Annotated in this window: 17 protein-coding genes and 1 pseudogene; 12 read left to right on the forward strand and 6 right to left on the reverse strand. The window is 71.1% G+C overall.

Features of this window, described 5'->3' with window-relative positions; all coding sequences use genetic code 11:
* The first annotated feature begins 346 nt into the window (after nucleotides 1–346).
* The 5 genes from AC5P09_RS48275 (at nucleotide 347) to AC5P09_RS48295 (ending at nucleotide 5,365) form a co-directional block, all read left to right on the forward strand.
* Nucleotides 347–1,123 (forward strand): DeoR/GlpR family DNA-binding transcription regulator, encoded by a 777-nt coding sequence (locus AC5P09_RS48275; protein WP_493880030.1) that lies wholly within the window; start codon nucleotides 347–349, stop codon nucleotides 1,121–1,123.
* 78 nt (nucleotides 1,124–1,201) lie between these two features.
* Nucleotides 1,202–2,575, forward strand: a complete 1,374-nt coding sequence (locus AC5P09_RS48280) for an ABC transporter substrate-binding protein (RefSeq protein ID WP_493880031.1) — start codon at nucleotides 1,202–1,204, stop codon at nucleotides 2,573–2,575.
* On the forward strand, nucleotides 2,572–3,510 hold the full coding sequence (locus tag AC5P09_RS48285; protein WP_266441645.1) for a carbohydrate ABC transporter permease: 939 nt from the start codon (nucleotides 2,572–2,574) through the stop codon (nucleotides 3,508–3,510). Before AC5P09_RS48280 ends, AC5P09_RS48285 begins: the two co-directional genes overlap by 4 nt.
* Entirely contained in the window at nucleotides 3,507–4,379 is an 873-nt protein-coding gene (locus AC5P09_RS48290) for a carbohydrate ABC transporter permease (RefSeq protein ID WP_493880032.1), read from the forward strand. The genes AC5P09_RS48285 and AC5P09_RS48290 overlap by 4 nt, the downstream gene beginning before the upstream one ends.
* The gene (locus tag AC5P09_RS48295; protein ID WP_493880033.1) at nucleotides 4,376–5,365 is read left to right on the forward strand and encodes a zinc-dependent alcohol dehydrogenase family protein; all 990 of its coding nucleotides are present in this window, start codon (nucleotides 4,376–4,378) and stop codon (nucleotides 5,363–5,365) included. The genes AC5P09_RS48290 and AC5P09_RS48295 overlap by 4 nt, the downstream gene beginning before the upstream one ends.
* 37 nt (nucleotides 5,366–5,402) lie before the next feature.
* On the opposite strand, the gene AC5P09_RS48300 is transcribed toward AC5P09_RS48295, so the two are convergent.
* On the reverse strand, nucleotides 5,403–5,774 hold the full coding sequence (locus AC5P09_RS48300) for a hypothetical protein (protein WP_493880034.1): 372 nt from the start codon (nucleotides 5,772–5,774) through the stop codon (nucleotides 5,403–5,405).
* A gap of 176 nt (nucleotides 5,775–5,950) precedes the next feature.
* On the opposite strand from AC5P09_RS48300, the gene AC5P09_RS48305 reads away from it, so the two are divergent.
* On the forward strand, nucleotides 5,951–8,224 hold the full coding sequence (locus AC5P09_RS48305; protein ID WP_493880035.1) for a peptidoglycan recognition protein family protein: 2,274 nt from the start codon (nucleotides 5,951–5,953) through the stop codon (nucleotides 8,222–8,224).
* A 132-nt stretch (nucleotides 8,225–8,356) separates the two neighbouring features.
* Nucleotides 8,357–9,577 carry a TerD family protein gene (locus AC5P09_RS48310; protein ID WP_493880043.1) on the forward strand — a complete coding sequence of 407 codons (1,221 nt, stop codon included), beginning with the start codon at nucleotides 8,357–8,359 and terminating at the stop codon, nucleotides 9,575–9,577.
* Nucleotides 9,578–9,626: 49 nt separating this feature from the next.
* Here the strand turns inward: AC5P09_RS48310 and AC5P09_RS48315 are convergent, their stop codons facing one another.
* The 5 genes and pseudogenes from AC5P09_RS48315 to AC5P09_RS48335 form a co-directional block, all read right to left on the reverse strand.
* Nucleotides 9,627–10,199 (reverse strand): TetR/AcrR family transcriptional regulator, encoded by a 573-nt coding sequence (locus AC5P09_RS48315; RefSeq protein WP_493880036.1) that lies wholly within the window; start codon nucleotides 10,197–10,199, stop codon nucleotides 9,627–9,629.
* Between the two features lie 149 nt (nucleotides 10,200–10,348).
* Nucleotides 10,349–11,404, reverse strand: coding sequence for a 1-aminocyclopropane-1-carboxylate deaminase (locus AC5P09_RS48320; protein ID WP_493880037.1), 1,056 nt, complete (start codon nucleotides 11,402–11,404; stop codon nucleotides 10,349–10,351).
* A 20-nt stretch (nucleotides 11,405–11,424) separates the two neighbouring features.
* A complete protein-coding gene (locus AC5P09_RS48325; protein WP_493880038.1) occupies nucleotides 11,425–12,072 on the reverse strand; it encodes a GntR family transcriptional regulator in 648 nt (215 codons plus the stop codon).
* Between the two features lie 46 nt (nucleotides 12,073–12,118).
* A pseudogene (locus AC5P09_RS48330) lies at nucleotides 12,119–12,925 on the reverse strand (TROVE domain-containing protein); the annotation flags it as partial.
* 327 nt (nucleotides 12,926–13,252) lie between these two features.
* Nucleotides 13,253–14,695: an alkaline phosphatase PhoX gene (locus AC5P09_RS48335; RefSeq protein ID WP_493880039.1), complete on the reverse strand. Its 1,443-nt coding sequence runs from the start codon at nucleotides 14,693–14,695 to the stop codon at nucleotides 13,253–13,255.
* Nucleotides 14,696–14,823: 128 nt separating this feature from the next.
* On the opposite strand from AC5P09_RS48335, the gene AC5P09_RS48340 reads away from it, so the two are divergent.
* The 5 genes from AC5P09_RS48340 to AC5P09_RS48360 are packed head-to-tail and all read left to right on the forward strand — an operon-like array spanning nucleotide 14,824 to nucleotide 18,724.
* Entirely contained in the window at nucleotides 14,824–15,012 is a 189-nt protein-coding gene (locus AC5P09_RS48340) for a hypothetical protein (RefSeq protein ID WP_266441620.1), read from the forward strand.
* A 13-nt stretch (nucleotides 15,013–15,025) separates the two neighbouring features.
* Nucleotides 15,026–15,736, forward strand: coding sequence for a hypothetical protein (locus AC5P09_RS48345; RefSeq protein ID WP_493880040.1), 711 nt, complete (start codon nucleotides 15,026–15,028; stop codon nucleotides 15,734–15,736).
* 35 nt (nucleotides 15,737–15,771) lie between these two features.
* Nucleotides 15,772–16,716, forward strand: a complete 945-nt coding sequence (locus AC5P09_RS48350) for a DUF6895 family protein (RefSeq protein ID WP_493880044.1) — start codon at nucleotides 15,772–15,774, stop codon at nucleotides 16,714–16,716.
* Nucleotides 16,713–17,633 carry a DUF6895 family protein gene (locus tag AC5P09_RS48355; protein WP_493880041.1) on the forward strand — a complete coding sequence of 307 codons (921 nt, stop codon included), beginning with the start codon at nucleotides 16,713–16,715 and terminating at the stop codon, nucleotides 17,631–17,633. The genes AC5P09_RS48350 and AC5P09_RS48355 overlap by 4 nt, the downstream gene beginning before the upstream one ends.
* Nucleotides 17,630–18,724 carry a serine hydrolase domain-containing protein gene (locus AC5P09_RS48360; protein ID WP_493880042.1) on the forward strand — a complete coding sequence of 365 codons (1,095 nt, stop codon included), beginning with the start codon at nucleotides 17,630–17,632 and terminating at the stop codon, nucleotides 18,722–18,724. Before AC5P09_RS48355 ends, AC5P09_RS48360 begins: the two co-directional genes overlap by 4 nt.
* Nucleotides 18,725–18,792: the final 68 nt, after the last annotated feature.

An 18,792-nucleotide genomic window follows, 5' to 3' on the forward strand; every position in this document is an offset into this window, starting at 1 on the left:
GACGGGGCCTTTCGTCCGGCACGCCGAGAGCACGCACCGGACACCGCGGGCACCGCACAGGACTTTCGAAACACCCCTTAGTACTTGAAAACGACAGACAGCGGCGGGCGGGCACCGAACGGGCCCGCCCGCCGCCGTGTTCGGGCACCCGCGCTGCCCGATCCCACGCGCCGGGAGGCAGCCGTGCAGGTCCGGGACGGGCAGGACCCGCGGTAAACGGGCACACCCGGGCAGTATCGAGCCCGCAACAGACCTGGTCAGTGCCGCGCAGCCGCTGTAGAACTTCCCCCATGGGCCTCACCGGGCCCGAACGGGCAACGCGGCAGCACGGAGGCAGGTGTCGGCCATGCACATCAGGACGGCAGAAGAGCGTCAGCGGGAGATCGTCCGGGCCGCGCGCGCCACCGGCCAGGTCGACGTCACCGCGCTCGCCGCCGAACTGGGCGTGGCCAAGGAGACCGTACGACGGGATCTGCGCGCCCTGGAGGACCACGGTCTGGTCCGCCGTACCCACGGCGGCGCCTATCCCGTGGAGAGCGCCGGGTTTGAGACGACGCTCGCGTTCCGTGCCACCAGCCATGTTCCCGAGAAGCGCCGGATCGCGGCCGCCGCGGCCGAGCTGCTCGGGGATGCCGAGACGGTCTTCGTCGACGAGGGCTTCACCCCGCAGCTCATTGCCGAGGCACTGCCCAGGGACCGGCCGCTGACCGTGGTCACCGCGTCCCTTCCGGTCGCGGGCGCACTGTCCGAGGGGGAGGCCGACGGGATCTCCGTGCTGCTGCTGGGCGGGCGGGTCCGCTCCGGCACCCTCGCCACCGTCGACCACTGGACGACGAAGATGCTGGCCGGCTTCGTCGTCGACCTCGCCTACATCGGCGCCAACGGCATCTCCCGCGAACACGGTCTGACCACCCCCGACCCCGCGGTCAGCGAGGTCAAGGCACAGGCGATCCGGGCCGCGCGCCGCACGGTGTTCGCCGGCGTGCACACCAAGTTCGGCGCGGTCAGCTTCTGCCGGTTCGCCGAGATCGGCGTACTGGAGACGATCGTGACGAGCACCCAGCTCCCGACGGCCGAGGCCCACCGCTACTCGCTGCTCGGGCCACAGGTCATCCGCGTCTGACCACCGACGCACTCCCCTTGCAGGGCACTTCTGTACCCAGCGGCGCCCCTTATCTCCCCATACGTCCAGGAGCGATCCATGCGAACCCAGAGCCGACGACGGCCGCCGCGAGCCACGCTCGCCATGGCCGCCGCAGGGACGCTGCTCGCCCCGCTGCTCTCCGGCTGCTGGGCCGGAGCGGGCGGGTCCGGTTCCGGCGGCAATTCCATCAACGTCCTTATGGTCAACAACCCCCAGATGACCGAGCTTCAGAAGCTCACCGCCGTCCACTTCACCAAAGAGACCGGCATCAAGGTCAACTTCACGGTCCTGCCCGAGAACGACGTCCGCGACAAGATCAGCCAGGACTTCGCCAACCAGGCGGGCCAGTACGACGTGGCGACCCTCTCCAACTACGAGATCCCGATCTACGCCCGCAACGGCTGGCTGCACGAGATGAACTCCTACGTCGCCAAGGACCCGGCGTACGACGAGCAGGACGTCCTCAAGCCGATGCGCCAGTCCCTTAGCGGCGACGACGGAAAGCTCTACGGCCAGCCCTTCTACGGCGAGTCGTCCTTCCTGATGTACCGCAAGGACATCTTCGAGAAGGAGGGCCTGACGATGCCCGCGCACCCCACCTGGACCCAGGTGGCGGACCTCGCCGCGAAGGTCGACGGCGCCGAGCCGGGCATGAACGGCATCTGTCTGCGCGGCCTGCCCGGCTGGGGCGAGGTGATGGCACCCCTGACGACCGTGGTGAACACCTTCGGCGGCACCTGGTTCGACAAGGACTGGAAGGCGCGGCTCGACGCCCCCGAGTTCGAGAAGGCGGTGAAGTTCTATGTCGACCTGGTCCGCGAGCACGGCGAGTCCGGCGCCGCGCAGTCCGGCTTCGCCGAGTGCCTGAACAACATGACCCAGGGCAAGGTCGCCATGTGGTACGACGCCACCTCCGCGGCCGGTTCCCTGGAGGCGTCCAACTCCCCGGTCAAGGGCAAGCTGGGCTACGCCCCCGCGCCCGTCGAGAAGACGAAGTCCGCCGGCTGGCTCTACACCTGGGCCTGGGGCATCCAGGACGCGTCCCGCAACCCCGACAAGGCGTGGAAGTTCGTCTCCTGGGCGTCGAGCAAGGAGTACGAGCAGCTGGTCGGCGACGAGATCGGCTGGTCCAACGTGCCCGCCGGCAAGCGCGCGTCGACGTACACGAACCCGGCCTACGTCAAGGAGGCCGCCGCCTTCCAGGAGATGACCAAGGAGGCCATCGAGGGCGCCCGGCCGGGCGACCCCGGCGTGCAGCCGCGCCCCGCGCCCGGCATCCAGTTCGTCGGCATCCCCGAGTTCACCGACCTCGGCACCAAGGTCTCCCAGGAGATCAGCGCGGCCATCGCCGGACGCCAGTCCGTCGAGTCGGCCCTGAAGAAGTCCCAGCAGCTCGCCGAGCGGATCTCCGAGGAGTACGAGGGACGATGACCGCGACGACCACGGCTCCCGTAGCCGCCACTCCCGTACCCACCGTGCGGCAGCCCTCCGACCGCCTGCGCGCCTGGGCGACCCGGGGTCCGTTGCTCCCGGCCCTGATCTTCATGATCGCCGTGACCCAGCTCCCGTTCGTGGCCACGGTGGTGATCTCCTTCTTCGACTGGAACTCCCTGTATCCCGACGCCCGGGAGTTCACCGGCTTCGACAACTACCAGCAGGTGCTGAGCGACGCCGACCTGCGCCAGTCGGTGTGGACCACGGTCCTGCTGACGGTCGCGGTGGTGCTGGCCAGCCTGATCCTGGGCCTCGCCCTGGCCCTGCTCCTGGACCGGAAGTTCCGGGGCCGGGGCCTGGTCCGCACCCTGCTGATCGCCCCCTTCCTGGTGGTGCCCGTGGCGGCGGCCCTGCTCTGGAAGCATGTGCTCTACAACCCCGAATACGGCCTGTTCAATGGGTTGTTGCACTATGTGGGCGGCCCACAGCCCGACTGGATCTCCAACACGCCGCTGCTCGCGGTCGAGGCCTCCCTGGTCTGGCAGTGGACGCCGTTCATGATGCTGATCCTGCTGGCGGGCCTGCAGAGCCGCGACCAGCAGCAGATGGAAGCCGCGCGGGTGGACGGCGCGAGCGACTGGCAGATCTTCCGCTATCTGACGCTCCCGCACCTGCGCCGCTACCTCGAACTGGGCGCGCTGCTCGGCTCGATCTACATCGTCCAGAACTTCGACGCGGTCTTCACGATCACGTCCGGCGGCCTGGGCACGGCGAACCTCCCCTACACCGTCTACCAGAGCTTCTACCAGGCCCATGAGAACGGCCTCGCCTCGGCCGCCGGCGTCCTGGTGGTCATCGGCTCGATCATCATCGCGACCTTCGCGCTGCGCGTGGTGTCGTCGCTGTTCCGCGAGGAGGTGGGGCGCGCATGAGTGCCACGAACACGACCACGACCACGACCACGACCACGACCGTACGCGTCCGTCGCAAGGGTGCCGGCCTCGGCCTGGTGGCCTGGCTGGCGGGGATCGTCTTCTTCCTTCCCATCGCCTGGATGGCCCTGACCTCCTTCCACTCGGAGCAGGACGCGGCCACCAACCCGCCGTCCTTCACCGCCGCCCTGACCCTGGACGGCTACCGCGAGTTCTTCGGCACGGGCGGCGGCGCGAGCCCCTGGCCTGCGCTGATCAACTCGACCGTGGCGTCGGTGGCGTCCACGCTCTTCGTCCTGCTGCTGGCCCTGCCGGCCGCGTACGCGCTGTCGATCCGCCCGGTGAAGAAGTGGACGGACGTCCTGTTCTTCTTCCTGTCGACCAAGATGCTGCCGGCGGTGGCGGGCCTGCTGCCGATCTACCTGTTCGCCAAGAACACCGGGATGCTCGACAACATCTGGCTCCTGGTCATCCTCTACACCTCCATGAACCTGCCGATCGCGGTCTGGATGATGCAGTCCTTCCTGGCCGAGGTCCCGGTGGCGATCATCGAGGCGGCCCGGGTGGACGGGGCGCGGCTGCCCACGATCCTCGCGCGCGTGGTGGCCCCGATCGCCCTCCCCGGAATCGCGGCGACGGCCCTGATCTGCTTCATCTTCAGCTGGAACGAGCTGTTGTTCGCCCGGGTACTGACCGGCGTGGTCGCCGAGACCGCCCCCGTCTTCCTGACCGGCTTCATCACCAGCCAGGGCCTGTTCCTGGCGAAGGTGTGCGCCGCGTCGCTCGTGATCTCCCTGCCGGTGCTCGCCGCGGGGTTCGCCGCCCAGGACAAGCTGGTCCAGGGCCTGTCGTTGGGAGCCGTGAAATGAAGGCCGCCGTCATCGAGTCCGTGGGCCGTGCCGTCGTCACCGAGGTCCCGGACCCGACGCCCGGGCCGCGCGAGGTCGTCGTCGAGGTCGCCGCGTGCGGGCTCTGCGGGACCGATCTGCACATCCTCCAGGGCGAGTTCGCGCCCAAGCTGCCGATCGTGCCCGGACACGAGTTCGCGGGCGCGGTGGTCGGGGTCGGCACCCAGGTCACGGAGGTGTCGGTGGGCGACCGGGTCGCGGTGGACCCCTCGCTCTACTGCTACGAGTGCCGGTACTGCCGTACGGGCCACAACAACCTCTGCGAGCGGTGGGCCGCGATCGGCGTGACCACGGCGGGCGGTGCGGCGCAGTACGCGGTGGCGCCGGTGGCGAACTGCGTGAAGCTGCCCGAGCACGTCCGCACCGAGGACGCGGCGCTGGTGGAGCCGCTGTCGTGCGCGGTGCGCGGCTACGACGTCCTGCAGTCCCGCCTCGGCGCCCACGTCCTGATCTACGGCTCCGGCACGATGGGCCTGATGATGCTGGAACTGGCCAAGCGCACGGGCGCGGCCAGCGTGGACATGGTGGACGTGAACCCGGCGCGGCTGGAGACGGCACGGCTGCTCGGCGTCTTGGGGTCGGCGGCGAACGCGGACGAGCTGGAGCGGCCGCAGGGCTGGGACGTCGTGGTCGACGCCACGGGCAACGCGGCGGCGATCCAGGACGGTCTGGGGCGGGTCGCGAAGGCCGGCACGTTCCTGCAGTTCGGCGTCGCCGACTACGCGACCCGCGTGGAGATCGACCCGTACCGCATCTACAACCAGGAGATCACCATCACCGGGTCGATGGCGGTGCTGCACAGCTTCGAGCGGGCGGCCGAACTGTTCGCCAACGGGGTGCTCGACCCCGACGTGTTCATCAGCGACCGCATCCCGCTGGACCGGTATCCGCAGGCGCTGGAGCAGTTCGCCGCGGGGGTGGGGCGGAAGATCGTGGTGGTGCCGTAGCCGGTCGTCCTGCCCGACGGCGGGGCCGTCGGGCAGGTCATATCGGCAGCGAACCGTAGAGGGCGGCGCCCACGGCGGCGAAGGCCGCGCCCGACCACCGGGGCCAGGAGCGACCGCGCCGGCCTGCCGCGTGGACGAGGGCCGTCGCCGCCATCGCCGGCCACAGGATGCCCAACCCGGTGTCCCCGAGAGAGAAGTGGCCCCGGACGGCGGCGGCGACCGTGAACGCGGCGACCGCCGCGAGGGCGATGACCGGGAAGCCCGTGCCGAACGGGTCCCAGGCATCGGACGCCGACTCCGGCTCCCGGCGGACCGACCGGACGAAGAGCACGAGCACCGCGAGCACCGCGAGGGCGGCGACGGCGGTCCACAGCATGGCGGGGACGACCAGGAAAGGACTGGGATTCATACCCCGCATCCTGGCCTACGGCCGAATGGATGCCACACAGCGCGAAGATCTGACGGACACACAACTATTCAGGGGTGTCGGGAGTCTCCCTCCCGGCGCCCCTTTCCCTTCGGGTGAGGCCTGCCCCACTGACCTCGTTCGCCTCACATCTTCACGAAGGACGGCACAAGACCACTATGGGTAGACCTAGATACCTCTGGGGTGCGGCCGCCGCGGCCGTGGCCGCGCTCTCCGCAGCACTCGTGTTCCAGGGAGTCCCGGGCGAGTCCGCCGACAGCGCGCAGAGCGACGGCAAGCCGGGCCCGGTCACGACCCAGTCCCGTACGGTCGCGCTGCCGACGGCGGAGCGCGGCACCCGGGCGGCCTTGAAGCAGCAGGACACCAAGCCGTTCAGCATGCTCGGCATCACCTGGGCCGACCCCTCGGTCCGGGTCACCGGCACCATCGAGGCGCGCACCCGGGCCACCGGGAGCGGACAGTGGTCGACGTGGCTGCGGCTGGACGGTGACAGCGGGCAGGGCGAGAGCACGGCCCGGCGCGGCGGCACCGAACCGGCGTGGGTGGGACCGTCCGACGGCGTGGAGGTACGGGTCGCCGCGGGCGGACGCAGCTCCGGCCGGCTGCCCGCGGGGCTGCGGCTGGACATGATCGACCCGGGCGAGGGCGCGAGGGGCGGGATGGAACCGGCGGCCTTCGTGGCCGACCCGACCGAGGACCCGTCGGCGACGGCCGATCCGAGCGAGCCCACTCCTTCGGACACCACGGCGAGCGAGACCGCGACCACCACCGAGCCCAGCGACTCGTCGACCCCGACGACGTTGGCTCCCACGACGTCGGCCCCGCCGAGCGCCACGCCGACGCCGACGACCTCCGCGCCGACATCGGCCTCCGCGAGCCCGAGTGCCACGGCGCCCACGGCCCCGCCGTCCACCGCACCCCGTCCCGCGATCACCTCGCGTGCCGGATGGGGCGCGGACGAGTCGATCAGCCCCGAGGAACCGGGCTATCTGCCGGGCGGGAAGATCAAGGCGGTGGTGGTCCACCACACCGCCGAGAGCAACGCCTACACCTGCGCCGAGGCGCCGGCCGTCGTACGCGGCATCTACGCGTACCACGTCAAGCAGCTGAAGTGGAAAGACATCGGCTACAACTTCCTCGTCGACAAGTGCGGCACCGTCTACGAGGGCCGCAAGGGCGGCGTCGACAGGCCCGTCATGGGCGCCCACGCCTTCGGCTTCAACTCCGAGACCACCGGCATCTCGGTCCTCGGCACCTACACGGACGTGGCGCCGAGTCAGGCCGCCATGGTCTCGGTCGCCAAGATCTCAGCCTGGAAGCTCGGCCAGTACGGCGTGAACCCGAACGCCACCACCACCCTCACCGCGGGGGCGGACGGCACCAACTACTTCCACAAGTCCTGGGCGCAGGGCGCGCAGTTGAGCTTCCCGACCATCCACGGTCACCGTGACGGCTACAACACGCAGTGCCCCGGCGACTCGCTCTACGCCAAGCTGCCCACCCTCCGCTCCTGGGCCGCCGGACCCGTCGCCGGGCTGACGATCAAGTCGGTCAGCGGTGGCGTCTCGGGCACGACGTACTACACCAAGGCCGGCGTCACCGTGGGCTGGGCGGCCACCACGCCGTCGTCGCTGATCACGAAGTACGAGCTCCTCGTCGACGGCAAGACCGCGGCCACGACCGCGGGCACCGCCACCTCCGCGAAGGCCACGCTGGCGGTGGGCACCCACAAGGTCCAGGTGCGCGCCACCCACCAGTCGGGCAGGGCCACCACGTCCTCGGCCGCCACGGTGGTCGCGGAGACGATCGCCCCGTCCTTCACCACCAAGCCGAGCCTCGCCCTGCGCACCGGCACGGTGAACACCACGGCCGTGCCGCTGAAGCTGACCTGGAAGGCGACCGACAGCGCCGCGCTGAAGCAGGTCAGGCTGACCGCCCCGGTCGCCGCGACCTACGGCCCGGCGGTGGCCACCGCGAACCACACGGCCAAGTCCGGCGTGGCGACCACCTGGTCCATGACGGCCTCCGACCAGGCGGGCAACACCGCCACGGCGTCCGTCGCCCGCACGCCGGTCGTCCTCCAGGAGACCTCAGCCGTCAGGTCCGGCACCTGGGCGAGCAAGTCCTCCACCAGCTACCTGGGCGGCAAGTCGTACTCCAGCTCCTCCAAGAACGCCGCGCTGACCTGGACCTTCACCGGTCGCTCGGTCGCGTGGGTGGTGTCCCGGGCGGCCACCTCCGGCCAGGCGTACGTCTACGTCGACGGCGTCAAGACGGCGACCGTCGACCTGAAGTCGTCGACCACGAAGTACCGCGACGCGATCTGGACCAAGACCTGGTCCACCAGTGCCAAGCACACGGTCAAGATCGTGGTCGTCGGCACCTCGGGACGTCCGGCGGTCACCACGGACGGCATCGTGTACCTCAAGTAGGCGCCTGATCCGTCACCCGGGGGCAGGGCCATGTCGTCGGGCTCGGCCCCCGGAGTGACGGACACCTACCCGATTGGCCTCGGGTAAGGGAACGGTAAAACGCCCTCGCTCGTTCAACCGGGCATGACAGCTATGACCCCCGGCTCGAACATCCCTCTGCCCGCCGCCCGCGTGACGGTGGACGTCGCCGCACCGGTGCGGCTCGACGTATCGAGCCTGCTGCTCACCGCCGACGGCAAGGTGCGCTCCGACGACGACTTCATCTTCTACAACCAGCCCACGGGCCCCGGCGTGACCTACCGCTCCGGCGGCGGTACGGCCCCCGACGCGATCGTCGTCGACACCAGCGCCGTCCCCCCGGGCATCGAGAAGATCGTGGTCACCGCCAGCCCGGACGCGGCCGGCCAGACCTTCCAGGGCATCGAACCGACGGCCACCATCCGCAACGCGGACGACAACAGCGTCCTGGCCACGTTCACGCCCCCGCAGCTCGGCACCGAGACCGCCCTGGTCATCGTCGAGGTGTATCTGCGCAACGGCGCCTGGAAGGCCCGCGCGGTCGGCCAGGGCTACTCCAACGGCCTGGCCGGCATCGCCACCGACTTCGGCGTCTCGGTCGAGGAGCCCGCCGCGCCGGCCGCCCAGCCGGTCGCCCCGCCGGCGCCGGCCATGCAGACCCCGGTGGCACCGCCGGCCCCGCCGCTGGACCCGCGCGTCACCACGCCCCCGCCGCCGGCCGCTCCCCCGGCCCCGCCCGCCGCCGCCCCCGGCACCGGGAAGATCAACCTCGACAAGGGCCGGGTCAGCCTCCAGAAGAACCAGACCGTCTCCCTGGTCAAGGGCGGCCGCCCGCTCCTCTCCCAGGTCAAGATGGGTCTCGGCTGGGAACCGGCGTTCCGCGGCAAGGACATCGACCTGGACGCCTCGGTCATCGCCTACGGCCCGCAGCGCAACCACATCGACAGCTGCTACTTCGGCAAGCTGTCCATCGTGGGCGGCGCGATCAAGCACTCCGGCGACAACCTCACCGGCGAGGGCGGCGGTGACGACGAGGTGATCGTCGTCGACCTCGGCCGCCTTCCGCAGGAGGTCACCGGCCTGGTCTTCACCGTCAACTCCTTCTCCGGCCAGAAGTTCACCGAGGTCGCCAAGGCGTACTGCCGCCTTCTGGACGCCGCGAGCGGCGAGGAGCTCGTCCGCTTCGACCTCACCGGCGCCGAAGCGCAGACCGGCGTGCTGATGGCCAAGCTGATCAAGCAGTTCTCCGGCGAGTGGGAGATGACAGCGCTGGGCGACTTCGTGAAGGCCCGCACGGTCCGCAACATGGTGAAGCCGGGCGCGCAGTCGCTGTAGTTTCCGGTACGGCTTCGGGGGCGCCCCCTCGTCGGGGCGCCCGCCGACCTCACGTCCCCGGCCGCAGCCCTTCCGTCAGCAACGCCAGATACCGCCGGATCGCCTTCCCCTCCCCGTCCGCCAGCTCCGACGCCGTCGCCACGCCGTGCGCCAGCCGCAGCACCTCGATCGGCTCGACGTCCGGCCGCAGGGTGCCCTCCCGCTGCGCCGCCTCCACCAGCCGCGTCACCGCCGACCTCATCGTGCCGGCGCACAGCGTGGCCGCGGCCGAGCTGCCGTCCGTGACGGTCGAGCCGAGCAGCGCCTTCAGGCCTCGGACCTGGATCATGCCGACGCCGAGTTCGTTCAGCCACTCCACCAGCGCCTCGCCGGGCGGCAGGTGTCCGGCGACCTCGTCCGCGCGCGCCGCGATCGCCTCGATGCGCTCGACGTAGGCCGCCTCCAGCAGCGCCTGCCGCGTCGGAAAGTGCCGGTACAGCGTGCCGGATCCGACCCCCGCCCGCTTGGCGATGTCGTCGAGCGACGCGCCCTCCCCGTGCTCGGCGAAGGCCTCGGCGGCCACCTTCAGCAACCGCTCGTAGTTGCGACGGGCATCCGCACGCATGGGTCTGACCTGCGTCATCCAGAATCTCCTTGCAAGACGCCCCCGACCTCCGACGCACTCTCCTACCTGATGGTCGGCGTCGACTCCACCGTCGTCAACGTAGCGCTGCCGGACACCCGGCAGGACCTCAGCTTCAGCCCCACCCGCCGCAGGCCGCGGCCCGCCGCCTAGAAGAGCGCGCTGTAGGCGTTGAGCGCGGGCTGCCCGCCCAGGTGGGCGTAGAGCACGGTGGATTCACGGGCGATCTCGCCCCGCGCCACCAGGTCCACCATCCCGGCCATCGACTTGCCCTCGTACACGGGGTCGGTGACCATCCCCTCGGTGCGGGCCGCGAGCCGCATCGCGTCCAGCGTGGTCTCGTCGGGGATTCCGTAGGTGCCCGCGTGATACCGGTCGTCGAGCTCGACGTCCGCCTCGGTCAACTCCTTCTGTACGCCGATGAGTTGACCGGTGTTGTGGGCGATCCGGGCGATCTGCTCCCGGGTGCGGGCGGGGGCCGCCGACGCGTCGATGCCGATCACGCGCCGCTGCCGCCCGCCCGCCTGCTCCAGCGCCCGGAACCCGGCGACCATGCCGGCCTGGGTGGACCCGGTCACCGAGCACACCACGACGGTGTCGAAGAAAACGCCCAACTCCTGTTCCTGCTCGGCGACTTCGTACGCCCACCCGGCGAAGCCGAGGCCGCCGAGCGGGTGGTCGGAGGCGCCGGCGGGGATGGCGTACGGCTTTCCGCCGCCCTCCTCGACCTCCCTGAGCGCCTGCTCCCAGCTCTCCTTGAAGCCGATGCCGAAGCCGGCCTTCACCAGCCGCACGTCGGCTCCGGCGAGGCGGCTGATCAGGATGTTGCCGACCTTGTCGTACACGGCGTCGGGCCACTCGACCCAACTTTCCTGAACCAGCACGCACTTGAGCCCGGCGCGGGCGGCACAGGCGGCGACCTGACGGGTGTGGTTCGACTGCACCCCGCCGATCGAGACGAGCGTGTCGCACCCCTTGGCGAGCGCGTCGGCGACCAGGTACTCCAGCTTGCGCGTCTTGTTGCCGCCGTACGCCACACCGGAGTTGCAGTCCTCGCGCTTGGCCCACAGGGCGGCGCCGCCGAGGTGCGCGGTGAGCCGCTCCAGGGGGTGCACGGGCGACGGCCCGAAGAGGAGGGGGTAGCGGTCGTAGGAAGAAAGAGAAAGGGAAGAAGGGGAAGAAGGGGAAGAAGAGGAAAGGGACATGGGTCCTCCCGGGTTCGGGATCAGTCGCTGTCGGCGAGTTCGGCCAGCCCTCGCCAGATCTCCGCGGTGACACGGACCGCGGTGTCCACGTCGCCGGCCGCACAGGACTCGATCAGCCGGTCGTGCAGGCCGGCCGAAAGACAGTTGCCGCCCTCGCCGAAGCGTCGTCGCTCCAGGCGGCGGATGAGGGGGGTGTAGCGGGCGGCGGTGGCCGCGGCGGCGCGATTGCCGCTGACGCGGACGAGAACGTCGTGCAGTTCGTCGTCGGCGCGCAGGGCGGTGTCCACGTCGCCCGCGCTCACGGCGGCCGCGAACCGCTCGTTGGCCGCGCGCATCGCCTCGACGTCCGCGGCGAACAGCCGGGGCACGGCGACCCGCGTGACCAGCTCGTGCATGGCGCCGACCACGGCGGCGGCGTCCCGTACGTCGGAGGCTACCACCGGCGTCACCCGCGTGTAGCTCTGCGGTTTGCTCTCCAGCAGCCCCTCGTCGACCAGCCGGGAGAACGCCTCCCGCACCGGCGCCCGGGACAGCCCGAGCCGCTCGGCGAGCTCGGCGTCCCGCACCACCGCGCCGGGTTCGATCTCCCCGGCGACGATGGCATCCCTGATGGCTTCATAGGCGCGGTCCCTGAGCAGGGTGCGCGGCATCGGTCGCATGGCCTCCATGAACTGAAATGTTAGATGTCAGTGCGCGGTCCGTCCAGGGCCGGCGTCAGGCCGCCCGCGGCCGGTCGGCGTCCCGCACCGCTTCGAGCAGCGGAACCATCCGGAAAGCCGCGTCCGAAAGACCCCCGAAGGTGTACCGGTTCGCCTTGCCCGACGGGCCGTGGCCCGCCCGGTACCCGGCCAGGTTCCAGGTGTGGACCGGCACGTCTGCCGGGACCTGCTCGGTCGGGTCGCCGTGGTGGCTGAAGGCGTACTGCTCAGCGGTCGGACAGCCGCGAGCAGAACATCGAGCCCGAACGGTCGACGAGCACCAGTGTCCGGCTGGGCAGCGCAGGCACGTTGGCCGGCGAGTTGCCGAGCGCCTGCTCCAGCGGGTACGACCAGCGCAGCGAGGGCATGTGCCGGTGAGCGGCGAGATGCCGGAAGGGGAACTGCCGGGAACGCGCGACCTCGGCCGGGTCGCTGATCTTCGCCCCGACCCGGGCGGCCACCTCGTCCGAGACACCAACCTGGTCGAGGTTCCGCAGATTGCGGGTCAGCGCCATCGCGCTCATCGACGGAATCACGGCCTCCCAGGCCGCCTTGTCCATCGGCCCCTACAGCCACCCCGCGAGCGCCTCCCAGGTCATCCCGGCCGCCGCGAGCCGCTCGGCACCGCCGTCCGAGGTGACGACTCCGGACGCGGGCGGCACCGCCGTGTCCGGGTTGTACCGGCGGTCGAGGGCGTACTCGGACAGCTCGCCCTGCCACGGCTTGTCCGGGTCCGGGCCGCGTGCACGAGGTTGAGGATGTCGCCGAAGCGGTAGCCCTTCGACGCGGTGTCGTACTTCAGCACCCCGCTTGCCACGCCGCGAACCGTCTCCCAAACGTGCCCGTCCGCTCGTAGCGGTCCTCGTTGAAGCACTCCCATGAGCAGTACGGCCCCTCGCAGCGGGGGCGCCGCTCCTGCGATCCGCAACGGAGGCACGGCTCGGGGAGCCCTCGCCGTGCCTCCGCCTCCTTGCCTCGGCCCGCTGGTTCGCAGTCCCCGCGAGGCTGCACCGGTTGCCGCAGAAGCGCCTACGCTTCGCCTTGACCGGCGCGCCGCACTGTTCGCACAACTTGGACATGCGTGAACGGCATGTCCAGCGCCGTCAACCGTCCGCCGATTCGGACAGGCCCACCCGAGTGACCGTGCGTTCTACCGCTTCTGGCGCTTCCACGGGCCGGTGATGGCGACCAGGATGCCCGGGTCCTGGATGTTGGCGTACAGGGTCTTTCCGTCGGGCGAGAAGGTGACGCCGGCGAACTCGCTGTATTCCGGCTCCTCTTCGGTGCCGACGTTCAGGTCGTTGCGGGCGATGGGGTACGTGCGGCCGCTGTCCGTCGCGCCGAAGAGGTGGGAGATTCCCTCACCGTCCTCGGCGAGGACCAGGCCGCCGTACGGGGAGACGGTGATGTTGTCGGGGCCGTCGAAGGCGCCGTCGACGGACGGGTCGGGGTTGACGCCGAGCAGCACCTTCAGCGTCAGGGTGCGGCGCTTGGGGTCGTAGAACCAGACCTGGCCGTCGTGCTGGGCGGGGCTCTCCGCGCGGGCGTACGAGGAGACGATGTAGGCACCGCCGTCGCCCCACCACATGCCCTCCAGCTTGCGGGCGCGGGTGATCTCGCCGGCGCCGAACTGCTTGCGCACGGCGACGGTCCTGGCGTCACGGTCGGGGACGTCGACCCAGTCGACGCCGTACACCGTGCCGATCCTGGTGGCGCGGGAGAGGTCGTCGACGAACGTGCCGCCGGAGTCGTAGCACTTGGGGGCTTGGAGGACGCCGGCGTCGTCGGCGAGGGTGCGGAACGTGCCGCGGCCGTACTCGAAGCCCTGGGGCGGGGTCCAGCGGAAGAAGAGGCCGTTGGGGTTCGAGGCGTCCTCGGTGAGGTAGGCGTGGCCGCGCTTGGGGTCGATGACGACGGCCTCGTGGTCGTAACGGCCGAAGAACTTCAGGGGCTTGGGGTCCTGGTTGGCGCGCCGGTCGCCCGGGTCGACCTCGAAGACGTAGCCGTGGTCCTTGGTCATGCCGTTGACGCCGGCCTTGTCGGAGTTCTCCTCGCAGGTGAGCCAGGTGCCCCAAGGAGTGCTGCCGCCCGCGCAGTTGGTGGAGGTACCGGCGATGCCGACCCATTCGGCGACGCGTCCGTCGGGGCGGACCTCGACGACCGTGCAGCCGCCGGAGGCGGCCGGGTCGTAGACGAGGCCCTCGGTGAGGGGCACCGGGTACTTCCAGTTGGCGCGCGGGCCCTTCAGCTCGTGGTTGTTGACGAGGAGGGTGGTGCCGCGCGGGCCGGCGAAGGCGGCCGTGCCGTCGTGGTTGGACGGGGTGAACTCGCCCGACTCGAGCTTGGTCTTCCCGCTGTAGGTGATGACGCGGTACTTGAACCCGGCGGGCAGCGCGAGGATGCCCTTCGGGTCGGGGACCAGCGGCCCGTAACCGACACCGCCGTGGATGTCCGCCGACTCCTGTGTGTTCTCGGTTTCCGTGGACGCGAGGGCGTTCGGAGCGGTGGCGAGGGCGCCGACGCTGCCCGCCAGCGCGACACCGGCACCGGTGATCGCGGATGTTCTGGCGAAGTCCCTGCGGGTGAGCGACATGCTGTCTCCTGTGACGGGGGGGTATGCCGTGGAGGGTGGCGGACCTCGGTCCGCGCCACCGTCCCGCCCAGGCCTGAACGCCGGTTGAACACCGGGCGACGTCAGTCGTTCAACAAGGAGATGGTGGTATGTCTGCCACCGAGTTTCTGCTCGACGACCTCACCGAGGTCCAAGGGATCGACGTGGAAGCGGCTCTCGACCCGGTCGAGGCCGACGGCTACTACCGCGACAGCCGCCAGTGCGCGGCGCTCGCCCTGACGGGCGCGTCGAGCAACATTCTGCTGTCGCCTCCGACGCCACGTCCGAAGAAGGGCTGACGGGAGAAACCGAATGGAGAAGTCAGGCACTTCGACCCGCCTCGCGGGCGCGGTGCAGGGCCTTACGTCGGAACTGGTCTCCGCTCTTCGGAGCGGGGACCCGTTTCGGCTCGCGGGCAAGGCCGCCGAAGGGGACGGACCCGAGGCGACCGCCGGCCTGGCCCTTGCCGCCGTACGGGTGGTGGGAGCGGATGCCGTCCTGCCGAGCGTTCTGCGCCACGCGCTCTGCGAGTCCGACGATCTCAGCATGTTCAGCAGGGCCGTACACGCCTACCCGCCACCCGCGGGCGCCTCTCCCACCTCGGTGTGGAGTCACTGGGCCATGAGGCGAGCGCTCCTGCGGTTGGACGCGTCCCTCGACGGCGACTGGGACCACGAGGCCGAGCCCGGCGCGGCGTGGCTCGACGATGCCCCCTGGCAGTTCCTGACCCATCAACTCGCCGTGCTGGCCCCGCTCGCGCTCCCCGACGAGGACTGCGCGGTGGCCCGCGTGGCACGCGGCCGTCCCGTCGACGTCTCCCGGGGATTCGTACGGGCGGTCCGCCGCCGCGACTGGCTCCAGGCGGCCGGAGCGGGACGCTGGCTGGTCCTCCTGGACGGCGTGCCGGAAACACTGGGGCTGGACACCGGCCTGGAGTTCGTGGCGCAGATGGGCCGCGACGACGCACGCGTGGCGCTGCAGGTCCAGGCCGCGCAGCTGATGCGGGCCGGAGTGCGGGTGTGACGGCGCATGAGGTCCAGGAGGCGTGCCAGGTCCGGATGATGGGCGAGGCCGCGCTGGCTTGGGTGTCCGCCCACCGCGACGGATTCCGGCTCGGCGAGGACGCGCTGGCCGAACGTGGCGATGTGAACCTCACCTGGAAGCCCCTCGGCGAGCTGGCCCAGGTGTGCGTCTGTGTGCGCCGGCACACCGATCCCACCGACCCGCTCCATGTGACCGCCTCCGACCTGTTGGCGTTCGCGTGGCAACAGACCGGGCGCGGCGCCCTCTTCGTCGAGTTGCAGCGCCTCGAACCCTTCGCGACGTACCCGCTGGAGGTCTACGCGGCGTTCGCGTCGGCGGGCCTGCGCCACGCCGGCTACGAGAGCGCCACCGCGACGCCGGCCAGCACCCGGGGCTGGCAGGTGACGGAGCAGGAACCGAACCGGCGCCTGAGCGTGCTCAACTCCGAGCGCCGCAGCGGCATCCCGGAACACGCGGACCTGCCTGAGGCCTTACGACGCACCTGGCTCGCCGGTCTGCCGGAGCCGTGGACCTTCGAGGGAGCCGCCGGCTACACGCTCACCCATGTGGTCTTCCATCTCACCGACTGGGGCCTGCCCCCGCAGGCCGTGCCCCCGCCGGTGGCGGCCTACCTCCGGCACTGGCTGCCGCCCTGGCTCGACACCTGCCTGGAGGACGAGCAGTGGGATCTGAGCTGCGAACTGCTGGCCGTGGCGAGCAGCCTGCCCGGCCCGCCGGAGCGCGCCCTGTTCCAGGACGCCTGGGCGAGACTCGCGGTGGCGCAGGACGACTCCGGGGCCGTCCCGGAGGTCGGCGCCGGCCGCGGCGGCCGTACCGGCGCGCACGACTTCATCGACTGCTACCACTCGACACTGATGACGGTCTTCGCCGCCGTGCTGACCACCAACCGTCTGCGCGAGGCGACAGAGGACGGCGCGGACGGCGCGGCGGTGCGGAGTGGACAAGGAGTGGCGAGATGACCAGCACCCGTCTCATCCACAACGTCGGGGCCGGCGCCCTCGAGTGGCTGTACGCCCACCGCGACGGGTTTCGGCTGGAGCCGGACGTCGATCCCGAGGTGGGCTTTCTGGAGCGCTTCAAACCGGTCGCCGAACTGGCCCTGATCTGCAAGGTGTTGTTCCGCGAAGGGGTCGCCGGATCGCGACAGGCCCAGCTGGCACGGCAGTTGGTCGACCACGCCTGGCGTCACACGCTGGACGGCGGCCGGATGCTGGTGCTCGGCCAGGCGACCGAGCCGCTGTCCCCCGTCCCCTTCGAGGTGTACCTCCCGTTCAAGGAGCTGGGCTACAGCCATCCCGAGGCCGAGCAGACCTTCCTGCTCAACCAGCGTCTGGAGAGCCACGCCGCCCTCGAGATGGCGCCGGTCCGCCGCCTCGGCCTGTCCGCGTACCAGCGCCGTTTCGGCCTGCCGCCCCGACCGCCGGAAGCCGACATCGTCCCCACGACGTGGCTGGGGCGCACACCCGAACCCTGGACGGTCGAAGGGCACACCGCCTACGACATCACCCACACCGTCTTCCACCTGACCAACTGGGGAGAGCACCCCGACGGTCTGCCGCCACAGATCGCCGACTATCTCGCGACCTGGCTGCCGGCCTGGCTGGACGACTGGCTGGACCTGCAACGCTGGGACCTGCTCGGCGAACTGCTCGTCGTCGATGCCTGCCTGCCCCGCCCCACCTGGGACGAGCGGGCCTGGGAGGGCTTCGCCGCCGCCCAGCAGCCCGACGGCGCGATGCCCGCCATCCGCACCATGCCCGAGGGCGACCCCGACGAGGTGTTCGACATCGTCTACCACCCGACACTGGTCGCCGCCTTCGCCTCCGTACTGGCCACCTCCCGCGCCCTGACGCAGCTGGCGCACGCACCGGCATGACCACGCGGCCCGCCCCCTGGCCGGGCGATCCGCTCGGCGTCACCGGATCGCTCCCGTTCGACGGGCCGCCGACGGACGCCTCTCCGGACGGCGAGACGGTGCGGCGGCTGGACGCGGCCGTCGGCGCCGTGGACGCGCCCGACGTCGTCTTCGCGCTCTCCCGGCACGGTCACCGCACCGTGCGCTGCGGAGGCACCGCGCCGGCCCCGCCCGTTCCGCGCCATCGACTGCGCTACGAACTGGGGTCGGCGTCCAAGACGTTCACCGGACTGCTGCTGGCCCACCTGACGCGGACGGGCCTGCTGTCCGCGGGAGAGCCGGCCGCCGCCCTTCTCGACCCGGCCCGGCGCGCCGGCCAGGACGAGCCCATCACGCTCGCCCACCTGATCACCCACACCTCCGGACTGCCCGCCCTGCCCGCCGACTTCTTCGTCCGGGCGCTGCCCGCGTGGCGTACCGACCCCTACGCCCGCTATCCCGCGGAGCGGGTGGTCGACGCCTTTCTGCGCCATCGGCAGCGCCGCCGGCCCGGCACCCGCTGGCACTACTCCAACTTCGGTGTCGCCGTGCTCGGTCACGCCCTGGCGGCGGCCACCGCGACCCCGTGGGACGACCTGCTCACCGCTCACGTGTTGCGTCCCCTCGGGCTGGGCGACACCGCCCTGTCGCCCGGCGGCCCGGACACCGACGCCACCGGACACCGCAGGGACGGCAGGACACCCACGCCCGGGCTGACCATCGGCGGCTTCCAGGCGGCCGGTGCCGTCCGCGCCACCCCGCACGACCTGCTCACGTTCCTCGAAGCACATCTGGATCCGGCGGGCCGGTCCCTGACCGGTGCGCTGCGGGCGGTGCGCCGCCCCGTGCTGCGACGCGGTCTCGGGCACCGGCATGTGCACACGGTGGCCTGGTTCCAGCACCCCATGGAGCACGGTCCGATGTACTTCCACTGCGGGGCGACACTCGGGCAGCAGGCCTTCCTGGGTTTCCGGCCCGACACCGGAACGGCGCTGGCCGCCCTGTGCACCCGCCGCTTCCGCGCCCGCGACACCTTCGTGTCGACCGCGTACGCGGTGCTGGCCGAGGCCTAGGGGGTGTTTCGAAAGTCCCGCACAGCACCCACGGCGCCCGGCACGCACTCTCGCCGCACCGGCCGAAA

The organism is Streptomyces sp. a15 (assembly GCF_059026085.1).

Bases quoted from the DNA above. Each gene is read 5' to 3' on its own strand.
- AC5P09_RS48275 (WP_493880030.1), top strand. From the start codon at position 347: ATGCACATCAGGACGGCAGAAGAGCGTCAGCGGGAGATCGTCCGGGCC.
- AC5P09_RS48280 (WP_493880031.1), top strand. From the start codon at position 1,202: ATGCGAACCCAGAGCCGACGACGGCCGCCGCGAGCCACGCTCGCCATG.
- AC5P09_RS48285 (WP_266441645.1), top strand. From the start codon at position 2,572: ATGACCGCGACGACCACGGCTCCCGTAGCCGCCACTCCCGTACCCACC.
- AC5P09_RS48290 (WP_493880032.1), top strand. From the start codon at position 3,507: ATGAGTGCCACGAACACGACCACGACCACGACCACGACCACGACCGTA.
- AC5P09_RS48295 (WP_493880033.1), top strand. From the start codon at position 4,376: ATGAAGGCCGCCGTCATCGAGTCCGTGGGCCGTGCCGTCGTCACCGAG.
- AC5P09_RS48300 (WP_493880034.1), bottom strand. From the start codon at position 5,774: ATGAATCCCAGTCCTTTCCTGGTCGTCCCCGCCATGCTGTGGACCGCC.
- AC5P09_RS48305 (WP_493880035.1), top strand. From the start codon at position 5,951: ATGGGTAGACCTAGATACCTCTGGGGTGCGGCCGCCGCGGCCGTGGCC.
- AC5P09_RS48310 (WP_493880043.1), top strand. From the start codon at position 8,357: ATGACCCCCGGCTCGAACATCCCTCTGCCCGCCGCCCGCGTGACGGTG.
- AC5P09_RS48315 (WP_493880036.1), bottom strand. From the start codon at position 10,199: ATGACGCAGGTCAGACCCATGCGTGCGGATGCCCGTCGCAACTACGAG.
- AC5P09_RS48320 (WP_493880037.1), bottom strand. From the start codon at position 11,404: ATGTCCCTTTCCTCTTCTTCCCCTTCTTCCCCTTCTTCCCTTTCTCTT.
- AC5P09_RS48325 (WP_493880038.1), bottom strand. From the start codon at position 12,072: ATGGAGGCCATGCGACCGATGCCGCGCACCCTGCTCAGGGACCGCGCC.
- AC5P09_RS48335 (WP_493880039.1), bottom strand. From the start codon at position 14,695: ATGTCGCTCACCCGCAGGGACTTCGCCAGAACATCCGCGATCACCGGT.
- AC5P09_RS48340 (WP_266441620.1), top strand. From the start codon at position 14,824: ATGTCTGCCACCGAGTTTCTGCTCGACGACCTCACCGAGGTCCAAGGG.
- AC5P09_RS48345 (WP_493880040.1), top strand. From the start codon at position 15,026: ATGGAGAAGTCAGGCACTTCGACCCGCCTCGCGGGCGCGGTGCAGGGC.
- AC5P09_RS48350 (WP_493880044.1), top strand. From the start codon at position 15,772: ATGATGGGCGAGGCCGCGCTGGCTTGGGTGTCCGCCCACCGCGACGGA.
- AC5P09_RS48355 (WP_493880041.1), top strand. From the start codon at position 16,713: ATGACCAGCACCCGTCTCATCCACAACGTCGGGGCCGGCGCCCTCGAG.
- AC5P09_RS48360 (WP_493880042.1), top strand. From the start codon at position 17,630: ATGACCACGCGGCCCGCCCCCTGGCCGGGCGATCCGCTCGGCGTCACC.